General features: G+C 60.0%; 19 protein-coding genes and 1 tRNA gene. 8 read left to right on the top strand and 12 right to left on the bottom strand.

Going from position 1 to position 19,132, the window contains the following annotated elements:
• Positions 1 to 34 precede the first annotated feature (34 nt).
• From F3H58_RS19605 to F3H58_RS19590, 4 genes are all read right to left on the bottom strand, one after another.
• Complete coding sequence (locus tag F3H58_RS19605; RefSeq protein ID WP_149743452.1) at positions 35 to 445, bottom strand: hypothetical protein; 411 nt, start codon at positions 443 to 445, stop codon at positions 35 to 37.
• A 134-nt stretch (positions 446 to 579) separates the two neighbouring features.
• Positions 580 to 1,512, bottom strand: a complete 933-nt coding sequence (locus F3H58_RS19600) for a hypothetical protein (protein ID WP_149743393.1) — start codon at positions 1,510 to 1,512, stop codon at positions 580 to 582.
• An 85-nt stretch (positions 1,513 to 1,597) separates the two neighbouring features.
• A complete protein-coding gene (locus F3H58_RS19595) occupies positions 1,598 to 2,497 on the bottom strand; it encodes a helix-turn-helix transcriptional regulator (RefSeq protein WP_188128991.1) in 900 nt (299 codons plus the stop codon).
• 99 nt (positions 2,498 to 2,596) lie between these two features.
• Positions 2,597 to 3,043 carry an acetyltransferase gene (locus F3H58_RS19590; protein WP_149743392.1) on the bottom strand — a complete coding sequence of 149 codons (447 nt, stop codon included), beginning with the start codon at positions 3,041 to 3,043 and terminating at the stop codon, positions 2,597 to 2,599.
• A 234-nt stretch (positions 3,044 to 3,277) separates the two neighbouring features.
• Here F3H58_RS19590 and bioB point away from each other — a divergent pair, with 234 nt between their 5' ends.
• The 5 genes from bioB to bioZ are packed head-to-tail and all read left to right on the top strand — an operon-like array spanning position 3,278 to position 8,424.
• Positions 3,278 to 4,312, top strand: a complete 1,035-nt coding sequence (bioB, locus tag F3H58_RS19585; RefSeq protein WP_149743391.1) for a biotin synthase BioB — start codon at positions 3,278 to 3,280, stop codon at positions 4,310 to 4,312.
• Positions 4,309 to 5,454 carry an 8-amino-7-oxononanoate synthase gene (locus F3H58_RS19580; protein WP_149743390.1) on the top strand — a complete coding sequence of 382 codons (1,146 nt, stop codon included), beginning with the start codon at positions 4,309 to 4,311 and terminating at the stop codon, positions 5,452 to 5,454. Before bioB ends, F3H58_RS19580 begins: the two co-directional genes overlap by 4 nt.
• Positions 5,451 to 6,089 (top strand): dethiobiotin synthase, encoded by a 639-nt coding sequence (gene bioD, locus F3H58_RS19575; protein WP_149743389.1) that lies wholly within the window; start codon positions 5,451 to 5,453, stop codon positions 6,087 to 6,089. Before F3H58_RS19580 ends, bioD begins: the two co-directional genes overlap by 4 nt.
• Positions 6,086 to 7,381, top strand: a complete 1,296-nt coding sequence (locus F3H58_RS19570) for an adenosylmethionine--8-amino-7-oxononanoate transaminase (protein WP_149743388.1) — start codon at positions 6,086 to 6,088, stop codon at positions 7,379 to 7,381. The genes bioD and F3H58_RS19570 overlap by 4 nt, the downstream gene beginning before the upstream one ends.
• A gap of 56 nt (positions 7,382 to 7,437) precedes the next feature.
• The gene (gene bioZ, locus F3H58_RS19565; protein ID WP_149743387.1) at positions 7,438 to 8,424 is read left to right on the top strand and encodes a 3-oxopimeloyl-[acyl-carrier-protein] synthase BioZ; all 987 of its coding nucleotides are present in this window, start codon (positions 7,438 to 7,440) and stop codon (positions 8,422 to 8,424) included.
• Between the two features lie 179 nt (positions 8,425 to 8,603).
• Here bioZ and F3H58_RS27735 read toward each other — a convergent pair whose 3' ends face one another.
• The 3 genes from F3H58_RS27735 to F3H58_RS19550 form a co-directional block, all read right to left on the bottom strand.
• On the bottom strand, positions 8,604 to 9,011 hold the full coding sequence (locus F3H58_RS27735; RefSeq protein ID WP_149743386.1) for a type II toxin-antitoxin system PemK/MazF family toxin: 408 nt from the start codon (positions 9,009 to 9,011) through the stop codon (positions 8,604 to 8,606).
• Between the two features lie 165 nt (positions 9,012 to 9,176).
• Positions 9,177 to 9,250 (bottom strand) — tRNA-Gln (locus tag F3H58_RS19555).
• 123 nt (positions 9,251 to 9,373) lie between these two features.
• Positions 9,374 to 9,811: an Lrp/AsnC family transcriptional regulator gene (locus F3H58_RS19550; protein ID WP_003508428.1), complete on the bottom strand. Its 438-nt coding sequence runs from the start codon at positions 9,809 to 9,811 to the stop codon at positions 9,374 to 9,376.
• Positions 9,812 to 9,940: 129 nt separating this feature from the next.
• On the opposite strand from F3H58_RS19550, the gene rocF reads away from it, so the two are divergent.
• Together rocF and ocd are read left to right on the top strand one after the other, a co-directional pair.
• Entirely contained in the window at positions 9,941 to 10,861 is a 921-nt protein-coding gene (rocF, locus tag F3H58_RS19545) for an arginase (RefSeq protein WP_035264543.1), read from the top strand.
• Between the two features lie 13 nt (positions 10,862 to 10,874).
• The gene (gene ocd, locus F3H58_RS19540; RefSeq protein WP_065657426.1) at positions 10,875 to 11,930 is read left to right on the top strand and encodes an ornithine cyclodeaminase; all 1,056 of its coding nucleotides are present in this window, start codon (positions 10,875 to 10,877) and stop codon (positions 11,928 to 11,930) included.
• A 21-nt stretch (positions 11,931 to 11,951) separates the two neighbouring features.
• On the opposite strand, the gene F3H58_RS19535 is transcribed toward ocd, so the two are convergent.
• The 5 genes from F3H58_RS19535 to F3H58_RS19510 all read right to left on the bottom strand — a co-directional run bounded on the left by F3H58_RS19535 (position 11,952) and on the right by F3H58_RS19510 (position 17,495).
• The gene (locus F3H58_RS19535; RefSeq protein ID WP_149743385.1) at positions 11,952 to 12,836 is read right to left on the bottom strand and encodes a DMT family transporter; all 885 of its coding nucleotides are present in this window, start codon (positions 12,834 to 12,836) and stop codon (positions 11,952 to 11,954) included.
• Between the two features lie 372 nt (positions 12,837 to 13,208).
• Entirely contained in the window at positions 13,209 to 14,201 is a 993-nt protein-coding gene (gene iolG, locus F3H58_RS19530; RefSeq protein ID WP_149743384.1) for an inositol 2-dehydrogenase, read from the bottom strand.
• A gap of 213 nt (positions 14,202 to 14,414) precedes the next feature.
• Entirely contained in the window at positions 14,415 to 15,665 is a 1,251-nt protein-coding gene (locus F3H58_RS19520; RefSeq protein ID WP_149743383.1) for an adenylate/guanylate cyclase domain-containing protein, read from the bottom strand.
• A gap of 231 nt (positions 15,666 to 15,896) precedes the next feature.
• The gene (locus F3H58_RS19515; RefSeq protein WP_003522093.1) at positions 15,897 to 16,127 is read right to left on the bottom strand and encodes a helix-turn-helix domain-containing protein; all 231 of its coding nucleotides are present in this window, start codon (positions 16,125 to 16,127) and stop codon (positions 15,897 to 15,899) included.
• Positions 16,128 to 16,382: 255 nt separating this feature from the next.
• The gene (locus F3H58_RS19510; RefSeq protein ID WP_149743382.1) at positions 16,383 to 17,495 is read right to left on the bottom strand and encodes an RHE_PE00001 family protein; all 1,113 of its coding nucleotides are present in this window, start codon (positions 17,493 to 17,495) and stop codon (positions 16,383 to 16,385) included.
• 290 nt (positions 17,496 to 17,785) lie between these two features.
• On the opposite strand from F3H58_RS19510, the gene F3H58_RS19505 reads away from it, so the two are divergent.
• Positions 17,786 to 19,090, top strand: coding sequence for an MFS transporter (locus tag F3H58_RS19505; protein WP_174022633.1), 1,305 nt, complete (start codon positions 17,786 to 17,788; stop codon positions 19,088 to 19,090).
• The last annotated feature ends 42 nt before the right edge of the window (positions 19,091 to 19,132 follow it).

Raw genomic sequence — 19,132 nt, 5'->3', positions numbered from 1 at the left:
GCACGGTCATTGCCCAAAGGCGGGCTTTGCCTGTTCAGATATTCGGGGGGCGGTGAAGGAGCGGGGTCTGGCCCAGCGCCTTGCTGTCGTCGAGGAAGGAACGGATGCTGTTGACGACGGGCCTGCCAATGGTGTCGTGGCTGATCAGAACCGCCATACCGAGACAGAAATCGCCGCAGCATTGCGGCTTGACGGGCTTTTTGACGCCGCTGTCCTGTTCGGCCATATCGTTATGATCGTGACTGTCGGACATCATGGCCGAGGTGCCATGGTCCATTGTTGCGCCGTGATCCATCATGGCGGACTGGCCGTGCTGCATTCCACCGGCTTCGGCAGGATGCATTGCGGCATTGACGGTGGAAACACTATAGCCAGCCAGTGACAGTATCATCACCAGTCTAAACAACAGGGCCAGCAATTTCGATGCTCGCAACATCTCACGCATGTTGCGTAGAAAAGCTGTAGTCCTGTGATTTGTCAATGGATATCCCTCATAAGCATCGACGAAAGCCGTTATGTGGCATTCACGCGGAGCAAAGCCGGCAAGCGGAATGGCAGGGCCTGCAGCCTGCCCGCACCTCACGCGAAGTCGATGAAGGCTTCATCGAGAATAAGGAGCTTGCGGGCCTGCATGCGGGCATATTCCTCGTAAAAACCCTGCGAAATCCAGAGCGCGGAACGGCCGCGTCGTCCGCTCCAGCCGATGCCGCCGATCAGTTCGGCCGCCGCTAGCTTGCGGCCGATGTGAATACGCGACAGGGAGAGGGATGTCGCCAGTTGCGTCACGGTTTCCACATCGGTCAGGCGCCTGCCCTGTTCGGTCGGCCTTTCCCAGTCGATGCCGGCGATAAGGCGGTCCATTAGCAGTCCGCCCGCATCGAACCAGTTGAAAATGATGGAAAGCGGGCCGGGGCAGCGCACCTCCGGATGCGACAGAAACGCCTGCGATACGCGGGGGTGGACATGGGGAAGCATGGCCTCCGACCGCTTGATGAAACGAGATGCCCTGAAGCCCTCATCCAGCAGATCCAGCGCCTGAAAATGCACGTCGTACCATTGGGCAAGCATCGCCAGCGCCGGGGCTGAAGGCACGACCCCATTGCCAGGCCCATTGCTGGATTGGTCTGCCGGGCGTGTCATTCCGCGTTTCAGCGCTTCCCTGAAGAAGGCATAAGCGACACTATGGCTGGCGAGCCCATGCCGAAGCGCCAGATGGCCGAAATCTTCCCGCGTCAGCGCGGCTTCTCCCTCTTCTGTTTCAGGGGCACTGCATTTCTGAAAATACAGCGCCAGAAGCGCGTGACACAGAAGCCGGCTCTGGCGCGTCGCAAAAAGCGCGGTCATCTCGGGCGAGCCTTCGTAAAGGGCGATAAAACTTCCCGCCAGCAAACGCAGCGCCGCCGCGAAGGGTTCTTTTTGCAGCATCGCCTCTATTTCGCCGGGCGCTGGCCTGCGGCAATCGGCTGTCGCGGTCGGCAACCGGGAAATCGCAAAATCGAAAAAATTGGTCATGGGCCGCGCTCCGGGATGGGATGATCCAATCGGCCTTACAGGAGCTGAAATGGCGCGTCTTCTCATTGCGCGCAGAGGTGAGATTTTAAGCCGGCGGCATATCCGCAGCGCGGGCGTCGCTGGGCGTCATGCCATAGGTGCCGGCAAATACCCTGTAGAAAGTAGCGAGGCTGTCGAAGCCGCAGCCATAGGCGATCTGCGTGACCGGCAAGGCGGGGAATGCCAGCAGCAACCGTTTCGCCTCCTCTATCCGCATGGAGGAGAGCGTGCGGGAAAACGACAGTTCGGCACCCTCGAAAACCACATGCAATTGCCGAAGCGAAATGCCCAGTTCCCTTGCGACGGCGGCAGGGGTGAGGTTCTGCCGGGCTTTCTTCCGTATCATGATGTCCTGTGCCGCATAACAGAGCCCGGTCCTGAGCGCGGCGCGAACCTCCGGCATGGCGGGCGAAAGCCGCCCGCGCGCCGTCATGGCAAGCCGGGCGATATGGGTGACATCGCGGGCGGGATCGATGAGCCTGCCGGGGTCGGCGTTCAGCGCGTTGAAAAGGGCCCGGAAGGGCAGGGAGAAACTGTTGTTTTCCGCATAACGCGTCGCAAACAGGTCATCGGTGGCCTGACCGAGCATGACCTGGTAATCCACGGGGATCTTCAGCATCCTGTAGTGAAAATCCGCCTCGTTTCCCGGTATCGCATCGTAGGGCAAGTCGGAATAGTTGATGGTGATATCGCCACCGCCAACCGCGTGAACCTGATTCTTGCCGGCATGCAGAAAGCCGGAGCCCCTGACCTGCAGGCCGATGCAGAGGCTGTCGCCGGCAATGCGGGCAATATCGGCTTCGGTGCGGTTCACCCGGTAAGAGGAAGCACCCATCTCGGTCACCACGGCGCCGGCGACGGCGCGCGCCTGAAACGAACCCCTGAAGCTGTGGCGAAGGTCCCGCGCAAGCTCGATCGTGACGCCAAACAGGCTTTTGCCGCGCACTTCGCGCCATTGGTCGAAGCGGTGTTCGGGCAGAAAATCGTCGGTTGCGAAGCGGACTATGGTGTTCGTGGCTTGATCCTCCCCGACGATCCCGGCGGCCTATTTTTCCGTTGCGCGAAATCGAAGATGAACGAGCGGATAGGGTCGCCCCTGTCCGTCGAGATCGGAGCGTCCCGTCGGTTCGAATCCCAGCCGGCGGTAAAAACCCATGGCCCCGGCGTTCTGTTCGTTGACGTCCGTGGTTAGTGCGGGGTGGAGCGCAAGCGCCCGCTGAACCAGAACCTTGCCGATGCCCTGGCCATGATGGTCCGGATCGATGAAAAGCGCCTCCATATGCCCTTCATGCAGAAACATGAAACCGAGGGGGCGGTCAGAAACATCGACCGCCAGCGTGAGCGGCGCCTGCGGCAGAAAAGCTTCGACTTCCTGCCCGATCGCGACGCGATCCGCCGGCAGAAGGAACCCGTGGGTGGCGTCGACTGCTTTGCTCCATATGTCGAGGATGCGGGAAGCGTCGCGGCTCTCGGAGGGACGAAGTGTGATCATGCCTCACCCTTAGCAAGGGCGGACTTTTCACGCCATGGGCCGGCCCGATCTTTTCCGTGAGCACGTGCATATTCAATGAATTTCAACGTTTAAAGCCGGCGATTCCGATCCTCGCATATGCCGCCATCTCTCCCTCCGAAAAATTTTTCTCGAAAAAAGTGCTTGCAAAAAGTGGTTCGAAAAAAATAGATAAAAAGAACTTCTATCTATTTATTTTGAGGGAAAGGTCGGCAGATGGATCAGATCGGCACGCAAATCGACAGAAATCCAGCTCGGGTTGGGGGTTTCAGCAACGGCTTGTCGCTCGAAGAAGTCAAAATTATCTATAATTTGCCGTTTAACGATCTTCTGTTTCGCGCCCAGCAGGTGCATCGCTGTCATTTCGATCCCAATGCCATCCAGATGAGCCAGCTTTTATCCATCAAGACCGGCGGCTGCCCGGAGGATTGCGGCTATTGCAGCCAGTCCGCCCGCAACCCCACCGGCCTCAAGGCCTCCAAACTCATGGAAGTGGAGCGCGTGCTGACTGAAGCGCGCAAGGCGAAGGAAGGCGGCGCGACGCGTTATTGCATGGGTGCTGCATGGCGCAATCCCAAGGAGCGCGACATGGAGGCCGTCGTGGCCATGGTCGAGGGCGTGAAGGCGCTCGGCATGGAAACCTGCATGACGCTCGGCATGTTGACGCCGCAGCAATCCGAGCGGCTGGCCGATGCCGGTCTCGACTACTACAACCACAACGTCGACACATCAGAGCGGTTCTATTCGCAGATCATCACCACCCGCACCTTCGAGGACCGGCTGGAAACGCTCGCCAATGTCCGCGATGCCGGCATCAAGGTCTGCGCCGGCGGCATTCTCGGCATGGGGGAAACGGTGGAAGACCGGATCTCGATGCTGGTGACGCTCGCCAACCTGCCGGTGCCGCCGGAAAGCGTGCCGATCAACATGCTGATCCCGATCCCCGGCTCGAAGCTGGCCAAGGCCGATCCCGTCGATCCGATCGATTTCGTCCGCACCATCGCGCTGGCGCGCATCCTCATGCCGCGTTCGCATGTGCGGCTTTCGGCCGGGCGCACGGAGATGAGCGATGAGACGCAGGCGCTCTGTTTCCTGGCCGGCGCCAACTCCATCTTCATCGGCGAAACCCTGCTGACGGCGGATAATCCGGGTGAGGACCACGACACGGCGCTTTTCCGCCGTCTTGGCCTGAAGCCGATGGAACTGCAGTCCACGGAATTGCAGTCTGGGGAGGCGGGAGGGTGCCGGTGAACCTCGCGGCGCTCTTCCCCTATGAGGCGAAGCTTGCAGGCCTAGAGCGTAAATCGCGGCTGCGCGCGCTCGCTCCTCAACAGGGGATCGATTTCACCTCCAATGACTATCTTGGTCTTGCCGATTCGCCCCGGCTGAAGGTGGCAATTGCCGACGCCATCGGAAGCGGCGTGCCGGTGGGTGCCGGCGGCTCGCGGCTGCTGCGCGGCAACCACCGCGAACATGAGGCGCTGGAAGCGGAAGCAGCGGCATTTTTCCGAGCGGAAAAAGCGATCTATTTCGGCAGCGGTTTTGCCGCCAATGTCGCGCTGTTCTCCACATTGCCGCTGCGCGAGGACCTCGTTCTTCACGATGCCCTGATCCATGCCAGCGTCCATGACGGTATCGCGGCCGGCAAGGCGAAGGCGATTGCCGTGCCGCATAATCAGGTCGAGGCATTCGAACGGGAAATTATCCGCTGGCGGCAGGAGGGTGGCCGGGGCCGTCCGTGGATCGCCGTCGAAAGCCTTTATTCCATGGATGGCGACCGTGCGCCCCTTTCAACCCTGGCTGATCTTGCCGGGCAACACGGAGGCTTCCTTGTCGTCGATGAGGCCCATGCCACCGGTGTTTTCGGGCCCGGCGGGCGTGGCCTTGCCGCGGAGCTGGAAGGCCGGGGCAATGTGGTGGCATTGCACACCTGCGGCAAGGCGCTCGGTCTTTCCGGCGCGCTTTTGAGCCTGCCGGCGGTGCTTGCCGATTACCTCGTTAACCGCGCCCGCGGTTTCATCTATTCGACCGCGCCTTCGCCGCTGATGGCGGCGGCGGTGCGGGAGGCCCTGCGCATCGTCGCCGATGAACCATGGCGACGCCTGCGGCTGGCGGAGCTGGTAAATTTTGCCGGCGAGGAGCTTCGCTCCCGGCTCGGCGTTGCGCCCAGCGGCTCGCAGATATTACCGGTGATGATCGGTGACAATGCCCGTTCGCTTCGTATCGCCGCACATCTGCGGGAGGGCGGTTTCGATGTACGCGCGATCCGCCCGCCGACGGTGCCGGAGGGCACGGCGCGCCTGCGCATCGCCATTACGCTCAATGTGGATGAGAGCCAGATCGCCGATATGAGTGGGCTGCTTGCCCTTTCGCTGGCGGAGGAGCGAAGATGAGCCCTCGTTTCGTTATCTCCGGCACCGATACGGGCATCGGCAAGACGGTTTTTTCCGCAGCGCTGACCCATGCCCTGCAGGCTTGTTACTGGAAACCCGTGCAATCCGGGCTGGAGGAAGAAACAGACAGCGAGACGGTGGAACGGCTGGGTGGCGTGCCGCGCGCGCGCATCCTGCCGGAAGCCTATCGCCTGAAAGTGCCGGCTTCGCCGCATCTATCGGCCCGCGTCGAGAATGTAACGATCGACCCCACGCTGCTGCTGCCGCCGCAAACGGATGGACCGCTGGTGATCGAGGGGGCGGGCGGGCTTCTGGTGCCGCTGACGGACACGGTGCTCTTCGCCGATATCTTCGCCCGCTGGCAAATTCCGCTTGTGCTGTGCGCAAGAACGTCGCTTGGCACCATCAACCACACGCTGCTCTCGCTCGAGGCGTTGCGGCATCGCGCCATTCCCGTGCAGGGCGTGGTCTTCATCGGCGATGAGAACCGGGAAAATGAGCGCGTCATCGCCAATATCGGCGCCGTTCGCCCGCTCGGCCGTCTGCCGCGCCTGCCGGAGATGACATCAGAGGCGCTGCATCGTGCATTTGCCCGACACTTCAATCTCGCTGATTTTCTGGAGGCGCCGGCATGAGCCGTTCCCCTGTCTGGCATCCCTTCACCCAGCATGGGCTGGAACCGCCGATGAAACGCGTCGTATCAGCGGAAGGCGCATTTCTCGTCGATGAGGACGGCAATCGCCTGTTTGACGCCATTTCCTCCTGGTGGGTCATCACCCACGGGCACCGGCATCCGGCGATCATGGCGGCCATCCGCGCCGCGACAGAGGCCTTCGACCAGGTCATTTTCGCCGAGTTCTCCCATGAACCCGCCGAAACGCTGGCGCGCGGGCTGATCGAGCTTGCGCCCGCCGGGCTAAGCCATGTGTTTTATTCCGATAGCGGCTCGACGGCGGTTGAGGTGGCGCTGAAAATGGCGCTGGGATATTTCCACAATCGCGGAGAAAAGCGCGACCGTATCGTGGTGATGGAGCATGGCTATCACGGCGACACTATCGGCACCATGTCGACCGGTGAGCGGGGTGTCTTCAATGCCGCTTACGAACCGCTGCTCTTCGGCGTCGACCGGCTGGCTTTTCCGGAAGCGGGCGGTGAACAGTACACGCTGGACATGTTCGAAGACTTCTGCCGTTCAGGCCGCATCGCCGCCCTGTTGGTCGAGCCGCTGGTGCTTGGGGCCGGCGGCATGAGAATTTACGGCGCGGATGTTCTGGCCGGGATGAAACAGATCGCCGAACGTCATGGCTGCCTCGTCATTGCAGACGAGGTGATGACGGGCTGGGGCAGAACCGGAACCATATTCGCCTGCGAACAGGCCGGCATTTCACCGGATATTCTCTGCACCTCCAAGGGCCTGACCGGCGGCTCCTTGCCGCTGGCGGCAACGCTGTGCAGCGCGGAGATTTTCGATGCGCATTTTTCGACGGATCGTCGCAAGACCTTTTTCCATTCCAGTTCCTATACGGCCAATCCGATTGCCTGCGCCGCGGCCGTCGCCAATCTTCAGGTCTGGCGGGATGAGCCCGTGCTTCAACGCATCGGGCAATTGCAACGGGTGCTGCGCGACAATCTCCGGCGATTTGCGGATGACCGGCGTTTCACCGGCATCCGGCAGATGGGGACCATCGCGGCCCTCGATCTCGTGGTGCCCGCCGGCGGGTATCTCGCCGAGGCGGGGCCGCGCATGCGGCAATTGTTCCGCGAGCGCGGGTTCGTCATCCGCCCGCTCGGCAATGTGCTTTACCTGATGCCGCCCTATTGTTCGACGGCGGAAGATCTGGCCAGCGCCTTTGACGGCATCAATGACGTGGCCGGGATCGTCACCGAAACCGCTTCGCTAAAATCGCGTGCGCTCGGCATCGCGTGAAAACGGGGTGTGGCCATGTTCAGCCTGTTCCAGAACCGTCTCCGAAAGTCCTGACAATGCAGACCCGTTCTTCCCGCATGGCCGGTTTTGGTCATGCCGTTCCGTCACGATGCGTCGACAATGTCGAGATAGAGACCAGTCTCGGGCTGGAAGCCGGCTGGATCGAGCGGCGCACCGGCATCCGCACGCGTTATTGGGCGCAAGAGGGCGACACTCTGAGCGGCCTTGCCGCGAGCGCCGGCCGCATGGCGCTGGAAGATGCCGAAATCGGCTCCGACGACATCGCATTGACGCTGCTTGCGACCTCCACGCCGGATCACCTTCTGCCGCCCTCGGCGCCGCTGCTCGCCCACAGGCTGGGCCTTGCCCGATCCGGCGCGATCGATCTCGCCGGGGCCTGTTCCGGCTTTCTTTATGCGCTTACCCTTGCGGATGGCTTTGTCCGCGCCCACGGCCGCGCCGTCCTCATCGTTGCCGCCAATATATTGAGCCGCCGTATCAATCCGGCGGAAAGGGCAAGCGCGGTCCTGTTCGCCGATGCCGCCGGCGCCGTCGTCCTCAAGCCCTGCCGCGAGGCGCAGCGTGGGCTTTTGTCAGCCGATCTCGTTGCGGATGGCGGCGGTTACGATCTGATCCAGATAGCGGCGGGAGGCAGCAGCCAGCCCTTCTCTGCCGATACCTCCACTGAGGAGGTGCTGATGACGATGCGTGACGGCCGCGAAGTCTTTTCCCGTGCCGTGACGCTGTTGACCGAGACCTCGCAACGGGTGCTGCATCAAGCCGGAACGACGGCAGCCGATATCGACCGTTTCGTGCCCCACCAGGCCAATGCCCGCATGTTCGACGCCGTCTGCGGCAATCTCGGCATTGACAGGCAAAAGACGGTTCGCACCATAGAAACCTTCGGCAATTCCTCCGCCGCCACCATTCCGCTTTCGCTCTCCGTCACCAATGCCGAAAGGCCTCTCGCGGAAGGCGAAACCCTGCTTCTGACGGCTGCCGGTGCTGGTATGACGGGTGGAGCGGTGGTTTATCGCGGGTGAGTTCTTCCAGGCCTCGAAGACAGATGCTCGATACGAAGTCTCGCCAAAGGCTTGAAAAAGAAACCCCGCCACGCTTGTTATCGCCTTGGCGGGGTCTGCCTCCATAGAGGTCTTGAGGCTGAACGGCTTTCACCGCCAGCGATCAAGGTGAATATGGGTATTCTTTCGTTAACGTCAAGTTAAATTCCCAGGCCGGCTCGAACACCGGCTATAACTCGCTCGAATGTTTCTGCGTCCAGCTTTCGTGTCAAATACTTACGTTGTCCTTTCTGATCGCGCCCGGTTCTGAAAAGATCAAGACGCTCGAAAGAAACGCTAGCCACCATGTCACATTTCGCCCACATCACAGCCGAATCGAACGGGGTGGGAAGAACGGGGTCCAGGCTAATTTCAACAATGTAAGGAACGGCGTGCGCGGGCTGAGTAGTGGAGAGTGGGACAACAGCACATAAACCATCCCGGTGTGGCAAACGCGGCGATATTACTATGGCGGGCCGCCTTTTCAGCATTTCTGGAGGCACAAATCCGCCTCTAGCATAGTCACAAAGTAAAACTGTACCAAGGGAGACGGGATAGCGGATCGGCATAAGCCAAGATATTCAGTTTTAGATTTACTAACAATGTTTCGAACGTTGCGATCCATATGGCTTACAATTTTCAGTAATGAAGGTAGAAATAGATTTAAACAAGCACGACGGAGTAGGCTATAAACTCTGTTTTTTGATAAAACTGATTTTTATATAGAGAAGCGTTGGCTGGGGAACCTGGATTCGAACCAAGATCGACGGAGTCAGAGTCCGCTGTTCTACCATTGAACTATTCCCCAAAAGCTTTACAGCGCGTGGCGCGTTCGCTTTGGTGGGTCGTCATATAGATGATTTATTCCGGGGCGCAAGTCGAAAAAAACGAAAAATGCGTTTTATCCCTGTTTTGCGTTTTGCTCCTCGGTTCAGAGCCGTGCCCGGGTGGAGCGTGGGGTGGAGAGCAAAAGGCTGGTCTCGCTGCCGGTGATGCCGGGCACCAGGCGGATACGGCGCAGTACCGCGTCGAAATCGCTGAGGGTGGCGGCGTTGAGTTCCACAATGAGATCCCAGCGGCCGTTGGTGCTGTGGATTTCGGAGATTTCCGGAAAACCGCCAAGGGTGCGGATGACGCGGTCCGTCACATGGCCTTCAATCTCGATCATCATGATGCCGCGGATCGCCGCCTCCACCGCATCGGCGCGCAAAATGACGGTGTAACCGATGATGGTGCCGTCATTCTCCATTCTTTCGATGCGTGAGCGCACCGTGGCGCGAGAGGTTTCCGTCTCGATTGCGAGATCGGAAATGCTGCGCCTGCCATTGTGTCGCAAAAGGGTGATGAGCCGTTCGTCGAGATTATCCATGATGACCAATTCGATAAATCAATTTTACCAGATCGATAGCTTATTTCGATAATATTGCCAATATTTGATGTTCATTTCGCCAGATCACTGTGGTGAACTGGTCTTGTTGGCAGGAAAGCGAGGATGGGAATGGAGATCAGGTTGATCGGTGCGCCGCTGCAGATCGGGGCCGGGCAATTGGGATGCGAGATGGGGCCGAGCGCCTATCGCGTCGCGGGGCTTGCTCATGCCCTTGAAGAACTGGGGCATCGCGTTGTTGATACCGGCAATGTGACGCCGGCGACCTTCCGCGAATTTAACCATCCCAATCCCGCTGTGCATCATCTGTCTGAAACCGTGGCCTGGACCGAGGCGCTGACGGAGGCTGCCTATCGTGAAAGCGCGGATGCCGTGCCGATCTTTCTCGGCGGCGACCATGCGATTTCCGCGGGGACAGTCGCCGGCATGGCGCGCCGGGTGGCAGAGACCGGCCGGCCGTTTTTCGTGCTCTGGCTCGATGCCCATACCGATTATCATACGCTTGAGACGACGCGCAGCGGCAATCTGCACGGCACGCCGGTCGCCTATTTCAGTGGGCGAGAGGGATTTGCCGGTTATTTCCCGCCGCTTTCCCATGCAGTTCCGGAAGACAATATCGGCATGATCGGCATCCGCAGTGTGGATCCGGCCGAAAGGGCCGCTCTGGAAAAGAGCGGCATCACCGTGCACGACATGCGCTCGATAGACGAGCATGGCGTCGCCGTTCTGCTGCGGGCGTTTCTGGCGCGGGTTCAGGCGGCAAACGGACTTTTGCATGTCAGTCTCGATGTCGATTTTCTCGAGCCGTCCATCGCGCCGGCCGTTGGCACCACGGTTCCGGGCGGTGCGACGTTCCGCGAGGCGCATCTGGTCATGGAAATGCTGCATGATAGCGGGCTGGTCTGCAGTCTCGATCTGGTGGAGCTCAACCCGTTTCTCGACGAGCGCGGCAGAACCGCGACGCTGATGGTGGATCTCGCCGCCAGCCTGATGGGCAAGCGGGTCATGGACCGCCCGACACGGGCCGGCTGAAAGGGGTGATGCGATGACCGTGATACCGAACCTCAATATCGTGCCCTTCGTCAGCGTCGATCACATGATGAAACTCGTGCTGCGCGTCGGCATCGATACGTTCCTGCGCGAGCTTGCCGATGCGGTGGAAGAGGATTTCCGCCGCTGGGAAAGCTTCGACAAGACGCCGCGTATCGCCTCGCATTCAAAGGAAGGCGTCATTGAACTGATGCCGACCAGCGATGGCACGCTTTACGGCTTCAAATATGTCAACGGCCATCCGAAGAACATGAAGGAAGGCCGCCAGACGGTGACGGCTTTCGGTGTGCTTTCCGATGTCGGTAACGGTTACCCGCTGCTTCTGACCGAGATGACCATCCTGACGGCGCTGCGCACCGCGGCAACATCGGCCGTCGCCGCAAAATATCTCGCCCGCAAGAATTCCCGCTCCATGGCCATCATCGGCAACGGCGCCCAGAGCGAATTCCAGGCGCGCGCCTTCAAGGCGATTCTCGGCATAGACACGCTGCGACTATTCGATATCGACCCGTCCGCCAGCGAAAAATGCGCCCGCAATCTCGCCGGGCAGGGTTTTGCCATCAAGATCTGTGAGAGCGCACAGGAAGCGGTCGAAGGGGCGGATATCATCACCACCGTCACCGCCGACAAGCAATATGCGACGATACTGACCGACAACATGGTCGGGCCCGGCATTCACATCAACGCCGTTGGCGGCGATTGCCCCGGCAAGACGGAGTTGCACCGGGATATTCTGCTTCGATCCGATATTTTCGTCGAATATCCGCCGCAGACGCGCATTGAAGGTGAAATCCAGCAATTGCCGGCGGATTATCCCGTCACCGAGCTTTGGCAGGTCATAACCGGTGAAAAGCAGGGGCGGGCAAGCGACCGGCAGATTACGCTGTTCGACAGCGTCGGCTTCGCGACGGAGGATTTTTCGGCGCTGCGTTACGTGCGCTCGAAGCTGCCATCCACCGGGCTTTATACGGAGCTCGATCTGCTGGCCGACCCGGATGAGCCGCGTGACCTGTTCGGTATGCTGCTGCGGTGTGAGGCGGCGCTCGTCTAGGGTCTTTCCAGCGCCGGCTGCCTATTTCGTCTCCCGGCGGTTCTTGCGGGCAACCACATGCTCACGCCAGATGGTGAAGAGGCCGGCGGCAATGACGATCGCCGCACCGATGACCATATTGGACGTCACCACCTCGCCATAGATGGTGACGCCGATGATGGAGACGAGCACCAGCTGATAATAGGAAAAGGGCTGCACGGAGGCCGCATCCGCCAGTTCGAACGCCTTTATAAGACAATAATGGCCGCTCATGCCGGTAATGCACAGCGCCAGCATCCAGCCCCAATCCTGCGGCTCAATGCTGACCCAATAAAACGGGCCGACCAGCGTCAGGGCCGCCGCACCGGCCACGCCGGTGTAGAAGAAGCTTGTCATCGACGAATCGCTTTTGCTGCCGAGGCGGGTCAGGACGCTGTAGAGAGCCAGCATGAAGGTCGCCACGAAGGTGATCATCAGCCGGTTATCGAAACCGTCTCCCTCCGGCTTGAGGATAACGAGAACGCCGATGAAGCCGACAAAAATGGCGCTCCAGCGCCGCCAGCCCACATGTTCTCCCAGCAAAGGCATGGAAAGCGCCGCAACGATCAGCGGTGCGGAGGCAAGGATGGAATGGCTGTGCGCCAGCCCGACGACGGCGAAGGAAAAGATCGAAATGACGATCTGTACGGCGAGAAGCACACCGCGGCCGATCTGCAGCCAGGGACGGTTGGCCATGACGGCGCCCCGAATGCCGCCCGCCGACCTTGCGGCCATCAAAAGAACGAAGACGGCAAAGGCCCAGTATCGCAGCATGGCGATAAAAACCGGCGGATAGGCGCTGCCCAGATGTTTCGATATGCCATCCTGCGCCGCAAAGATCGTGAAAGCGACAAGCGCATAAAGAAAGCCGGTCCTGGGTGATGGCATGAAAAAACCGCTATCCGACTGCCGCCGGCAAAAGAGTATTCGGGGTGAATGAGGTGGGTAACAGCCATATGTTACGGCCGTACCTTGTCAGACAACCTTATTTTCCGAATAGCTGCCATGCAAGTGTGGAAGCTGCGTTTTCGGCAGGCGGATTGCCGGCTTAGCCTGCGCTACTGTCTGGTTTAGATTTCTCAAAAAGGCGCAAGTCTTTAGTTCATGCCAATTGCACCGACGTCATCCTCGGGCCTGTCCCGAGGATCTGCGACTTGCTCGTTGTATTCGACGTGTTTAGATCCTCGGCACAAGGCCGAGGATGACGGCAACATGTCTGGTGGGGTTCATGCCCACATGACGGCGTCGCGCTTAAGGCCTTCAGCCGATCTTCACGGCCGTCTTCGAGGTCGCGGATTTCAGCGCGGCATCGGCCAGTTTCAGCGCGATCAGACCGTCCTTGATGGAGGGCGACGGCGCGGCATTGTTTTCGATGCTGTCGATGAAAGCGGTGATTTCCGCGGCATAGGCCGCCGTATAACGCGTCATGAAGAAATCATGCAGCGGCGGGCGGGTGTAGCCATCCGCATTGGCGATTTCGATGGAAACAGGACGCTGGTTTTCGGCCGCGGCCGAACCGAGCGAACCGTGCACTTCGATGCGCTGGTCGTAACCATAGGTCGCGCGGCGGGAATTCGAAATGATCGCCTGCCTGCCGCTTTTCGTCGTCAGGATGATGCTGGCGCTGTCGAAATCACCCAGCGCGCCAATCTCCGGATTGACGAGGACGGAACCGGTGGCGAACACGCTTTCCACTTCCTCGCCGAGCAGGAAACGGGCCATATCGAAATCATGAATGGTCATGTCGCGAAAAATGCCGCCGGAGACCTTGATATATTCGGCCGGCGGCGGGCCGGGGTCGCGGCTGGTGATGGTCACCATTTCCACCTTGCCGATGCGGCCATCGTCGATTGCCTTGTGAACGGCCTGGAAATGCGGGTCGAAACGGCGGTTGAAACCGAGCATCACTTTCGCACCGGTTTCCTCGACCACCTTGGCGCAGGCTTCCGCGCGGGCGACATCGAGATCGACGGGCTTTTCGCAGAAGATCGCCTTGCCGGCGCGGGCGAAACGCTCGATCAGGTCGGCATGGGTGTTGGTTGGGGTGCAGATGATGACGGCATCGATCGTCTTGTCGGCCAGCACCTCATCGATCGTGCTGACCTTGCACTGCGCCTCGCGGGCGATTGCTTCCGCAGCACCGGCCATGGCGTCCACAACGGCCACCAGCTGCGCACGGTTGTCGGTGGTGATCGCCTTGGCGTGGACCTTGCCGATCCGTCCAGCGCCGAGCAGTGCCAATTTCGTAACCATCTTTCCTCCGGTTTCTCACACCCGTCCCTCACTCCCGGAAAGACAGAATATGAATGCAAGCAATGTTTCGATATGGAATATATGTTCCATTTTGCTAGATCGACATCGCAGACGTGTCAAGCGTTTTGACGATGATCCAGACGGCCGAAATCACGCCTTCGGGAAGGTCATGCGGCGCGGATGGCCGGTTTCGTTAAAAGCCCCACGCGATAATCAATCAGCCGAACGTGTCAGGGCCGCATTGTGGGGCAGGGCATATACTTCGACCGGGGTTTCTAGGCCGCGCAGCAGCCATGGACCGAGATTTTCCAGCTTTCCCTGATATCCGGCCATGCGCACGAATTCCTCGGAGAAAAGCACATTGCGCCCGGTCTCCTTGGTCAGCGTTTCCAGCCGCGAGGCGATATTGACGGCGGGGCCGATGACGGTGAAATCGAGGCGGGTTTTCGAGCCGATATTGCCATACATGACATCGCCGACATGCACGCCGATGCCGTAACCCAGGGGATCGTGGCCCTTGCGGCAATTGATTTCATTCAGCGCAACCAGGCTCTTCTGCGCACTGGCGATGGCTTTCAGCAGGTTTTCACAGGCCTGCGGGTTGCTGAGCGGGAAAATCGCCAGCAGCCCGTCGCCCATGAATTTCAGGATTTCGCCGCCGAATTCCTCAATGGGATCGCACATGGCGTCGAAATAACCGTTGAGAAGCTCGATGACGTCGTCACGCGGCCAAAGGTCGGAAATATGGGTGAAATTGCGCAGGTCGCAGATCAGGATCGCCGCACCCACCGTCATGCCGCTGCCGCGCGTGGTGGCGCCATTGAGGATCTTTTCGCCCGCATGCGGCCCCACATAGGTCTCCAGAAGGGTGCGCGTCATGCGGTTCTTCAGGCGTATTTCGCTGACGAGCGCGAGCGCCGGAAGCAGGTTTTTCAAGGCGAGGATTTCGCTGTCGGAAAAACCGCCGGGCCGGTCGCTGGAGAAGCTGGCGACATGGCGCTTGCCGAAGGTGTGCTCGATCGGCCATGCGCAATAATCCGTCAGACCCTCGGCCCGCAGGTCTTCGTAGATCGTATAGCCCGGCTCATCGATGTCCTCTCCGTTCAGCCGGTGGCGGACTTCGGTGGCGCCCTGATGAATGTCGTTGATAGGGCTGTTCAGATATTCGGGCGTATTTTCAGACCCATAGCCATAGGTGGCGATCTCGGCGGTGGACAGGCCGGCTTTCCACAGAATGCGCGCGCCAAGCCACTGCGGATGGCGAATGCGGAAAGCGAGCACGCCCCGCGCCACGGAAATTCCGCTCGCCCGCAGCCTGTTGCACAGCTCGACGAATATTTCGTCGATAAAGCGTTCGTCCTTGGTGCCGGTGATCAGCCAGTCGAGAATTTCCGTCTTTTCCGCTGGCCACAATTCATCCAATGCTGAAGAAACCCGTTCTTCGGTTTCGAGACTTAGTGTCATGGCAGGATTCCGGAGGTTGTTGCTGCTCTCGCACAAGCGGGGCGCATGTCGCACTCTGCCAACATGGTCGCTCGTGAACCCCATGTGGTGCCGGATAACAAAAATGTTAAGAGAGGGGCGCGGAAAATGTTCCGGAAGGGATAGGCGGCATCGGGCCACGCGCGCCGCCCGGATGTTCCCGGGAACATCGTCCCCGGCGGCGCTGAGATTTTTGATGATCGCTAAGGCGGATCAGATAACGGTTTCGACAGGAATATGAAGGGCTGCGGCAACGCGTCTGATGCGCAGCGGATCGCTGTCCGTGCCGTCTTCGAGCGCGCGTATTTCGCTGGTCGTCAGGCCGCAGGTCACGGCAAGCTGTTCGACCGTATATCCGGCGAGATTGCGCGCGGTCAGAACCTTTTTGGCAAAAGGAGCATCTGTTTCGTGATCGGAATCGGGTTGTGAGATTGAAATTGTCATTATTGCATCTCCCTCAGAATGGACACTTAAATGCGGGCGGCAAGAAAAAGTTGCCGGGCCGAATGCGACCGCGTTGCCGGAGAAGAAAATCGGTGCTGCAACGCAGCGAGGAACATAGCGGCTTCATCGACCTACGCAATAGTTAAATTTTGTTAAGATTCGTGATCGCTGCATCCCTGCGGCACGCGCTGCCGGGAAAAAGGCCGAGATACCGCCGTTTTTCGTGGCTCTTGCGAGGGGCGGGAGCGGCTTTCGCTACAGCATGCCCCAGGCGCGAAACCGGCCGCGACCGGTCACTTCCCGCAGTTCCAGCTGGTTGGCGAGCCCGATCGCGCCCTGCGGCGTGGTGCCGAGTTCCTTGACGATCATCGCTGCGGAAACCACCGGTCGGGAGACGACAAGTTCCACGAGTTCCGGCAGACGCGAGGAGGAACGCCGGCCTGCCAGCTTGCGCATCATGCGTTCACGCGCATGGGCCAGCCGGTCATGTTCCTTCATGCCGGCCTGCGCCGCTTCGTAAAAGCTGTCGAGAAGTGCGAGAACGCGCTGTGTCTGGTTTCGGGCGTGCCGGCGCTCCCGCGGGACCGCGCGGAGACCGGCGCTGAGGGCCGGCAGGTGATCGGGCGTGACGGCGCCGTCGCGCAGAAAGGCGGAGGCCAGAAGCCGGCCAAGCCAGGGGCTGCGCTGCAGCACCTCGATCATGTTCCAGGCGTCGAGCAGGATGGCGGTGCGAAGAATCGCCGGCAGTTCCTCCGTCCGCGCATGGACGTTCCACCATTCTTTCAGCCGCTCATCCTCGTCCCAGTCGGGTTCGTTGATGATCGCATGGCTTTCCTCCCTGTGCATTGACGGAAGCGCGCTGCCGGTGGTGATCGCGTCGAGCGTTGCGGCGCTTCGCGCCAGAAGCGCATCCAGCTCGGAAAAAGCGCCATCCAGCGATGTTTCCTCCACCTCCGCGTCGGTGTCTTCATCGCGGGAGTGATCGAGCGTTTGTCTGGGAGGCGCTGGCTCTTCGGCAAGTGCCCCCCTGCCGCGTAGCCTTGAAAGGCCCGGCGCAGTAAAGGCCCAGCCGGGGGCATTGGAAAAGATCAGCCGTCTCGAGCGGAGAATCCGGTGCGCCGCCGTCATTTCATGGGTTGGCGCGCGCACATCCATATGCGCGTCATGCAGCACCAGATCTTCCATGTGAACGAGTTCGCCATCCACCCACATGGAGGAAATCGCATCGGTGAAATCCTGTCTTTCGATGAAGCCGTGTTTCATCGGTGACCGGTCGATCCGCTCGTCCAGCCGCACCAGCGCCTCGCCGGCACGGGCGGCGGCAATGAGAAGCTTTTCGATCTGAACGTCCGATATATCGTAAATCATTGATATTTTTTAGTTTGAGCGCGGGCGGCTTACAAGGCGGATCACAGGCGGGCGGTTTTACTTTTGAGGTTTCCACCCGAAAATCTGCTGAAAAAAGGGTGGCGGAAGGCCGGGAATCAGCAGGGCTTCAGCCACCATGGCTGGTTTTTCGGCAATATCGCGATGCGGTATAAACTTGCGCACCGCAATATGACGGGTATATACCCCCACCGAGAGCGACAAATTATCACACCTTCCGTTCGCCCTTCCATCTCCAGACGAAGATGAATTGGAGTTTACCCGTGAATATTATGGCAAATGGTCCCGCCACCGCGCCGGACCAGAAAACCCGTTTGAAATCCATTATCGGCGGATCGGCGGGCAACCTCGTCGAATGGTACGACTGGTACGTCTATTCGGCCTTCACCCTTTATTTCGCGCCGGTGTTTTTCCCTTCTGGAAACCAGACCGCCGAACTCCTGAGTGCGGCCGCCGTTTTCGCCGTCGGATTTCTGATGCGGCCCATCGGGGCCTGGTTCATGGGCACCTATGCCGACCGCAAGGGCCGCAAGGCCGGTCTCACCTTGTCCGTCACGCTGATGTGTCTCGGTTCGCTGCTGATCGCAATTACGCCCGGCCATGAGGCGATCGGCATCGCCGCGCCGGCCATTCTGGTCTTCGCAAGGCTTCTGCAGGGCATCAGCGTCGGCGGCGAATATGGCGCCAGCGCAACCTATCTCAGCGAAATGGCCGGCAAGAACCGTCGCGGTTTCTTCTCCAGCTTCCAGTATGTGACGCTTATTTCCGGTCAGCTTCTGGCGCTGGCGGTCCTTCTGGTGCTGCAGCGGGTTCTGACGCCGGAACAGCTCGGCTCCTGGGGCTGGCGCATTCCCTTCTTCATTGGCGGCCTTCTGGCGATTGCGGTGTTTTATATCCGCCGCGGCCTTGTCGAGACGCAGTCCTTCGAAAATGCCAAGACCGGCGCTGCCGACAAGCCGAAGTCCAGCGGATGGGCGCTGTTCAAGCACTATCCAAGGGAAGCGCTGATGGTCATGGCGCTCACCTCCGGCGGCACGCTCGCCTTTTATGCCTATACGACCTATCTGCAGAAATTCCTCGTCAACACCTCCGGCTTCAGCAAGGAAAGCGCCACGGAAATCACCACGGCGGCGCTCTTCGTCTTCATGCTGTGCCAGCCGATTGCGGGTGCGCTGTCCGACAGGATCGGCCGCAAGCCGCTGATGGTGGGCTTCGGCATTCTCGGCACGCTGTTTACCTATGCGATCTTCAGCACGCTTTCGACGACGACCGATCCCATCATGGCTTTCGCCCTCGTTCTGGTCGGCCTGCTGATCGTCACCGGCTATACCTCCATCAATGCGGTGGTGAAGGCGGAAATGTTCCCTGCCCATATCCGTGCGCTTGGCGTGGCTCTGCCCTATGCGCTGGCGAACACCATATTCGGCGGAACGGCGGAATTCGTGGCCCTGAAGTTCAAGCAGATCGGCCACGAAAACTGGTTCTTCTGGTATGTGACGATCATGATCGCCCTGTCGCTGGTGGTTTATGTGAAGATGCGCGATACGCGCGATCACAGCCATATCCACGAGGATTGAGCGACCGCCATCCAGACCGGCAAAAGCCCCGTCCTTCCGATG

This window comes from Rhizobium sp. NFACC06-2 (assembly GCF_900101425.1).
Taxonomy (GTDB): domain Bacteria; phylum Pseudomonadota; class Alphaproteobacteria; order Rhizobiales; family Rhizobiaceae; genus Agrobacterium; species Agrobacterium leguminum.
The sequence above is the reverse complement of the archived record's forward strand: the minus strand, read 5'-3'. Positions and strand labels throughout refer to the sequence as shown.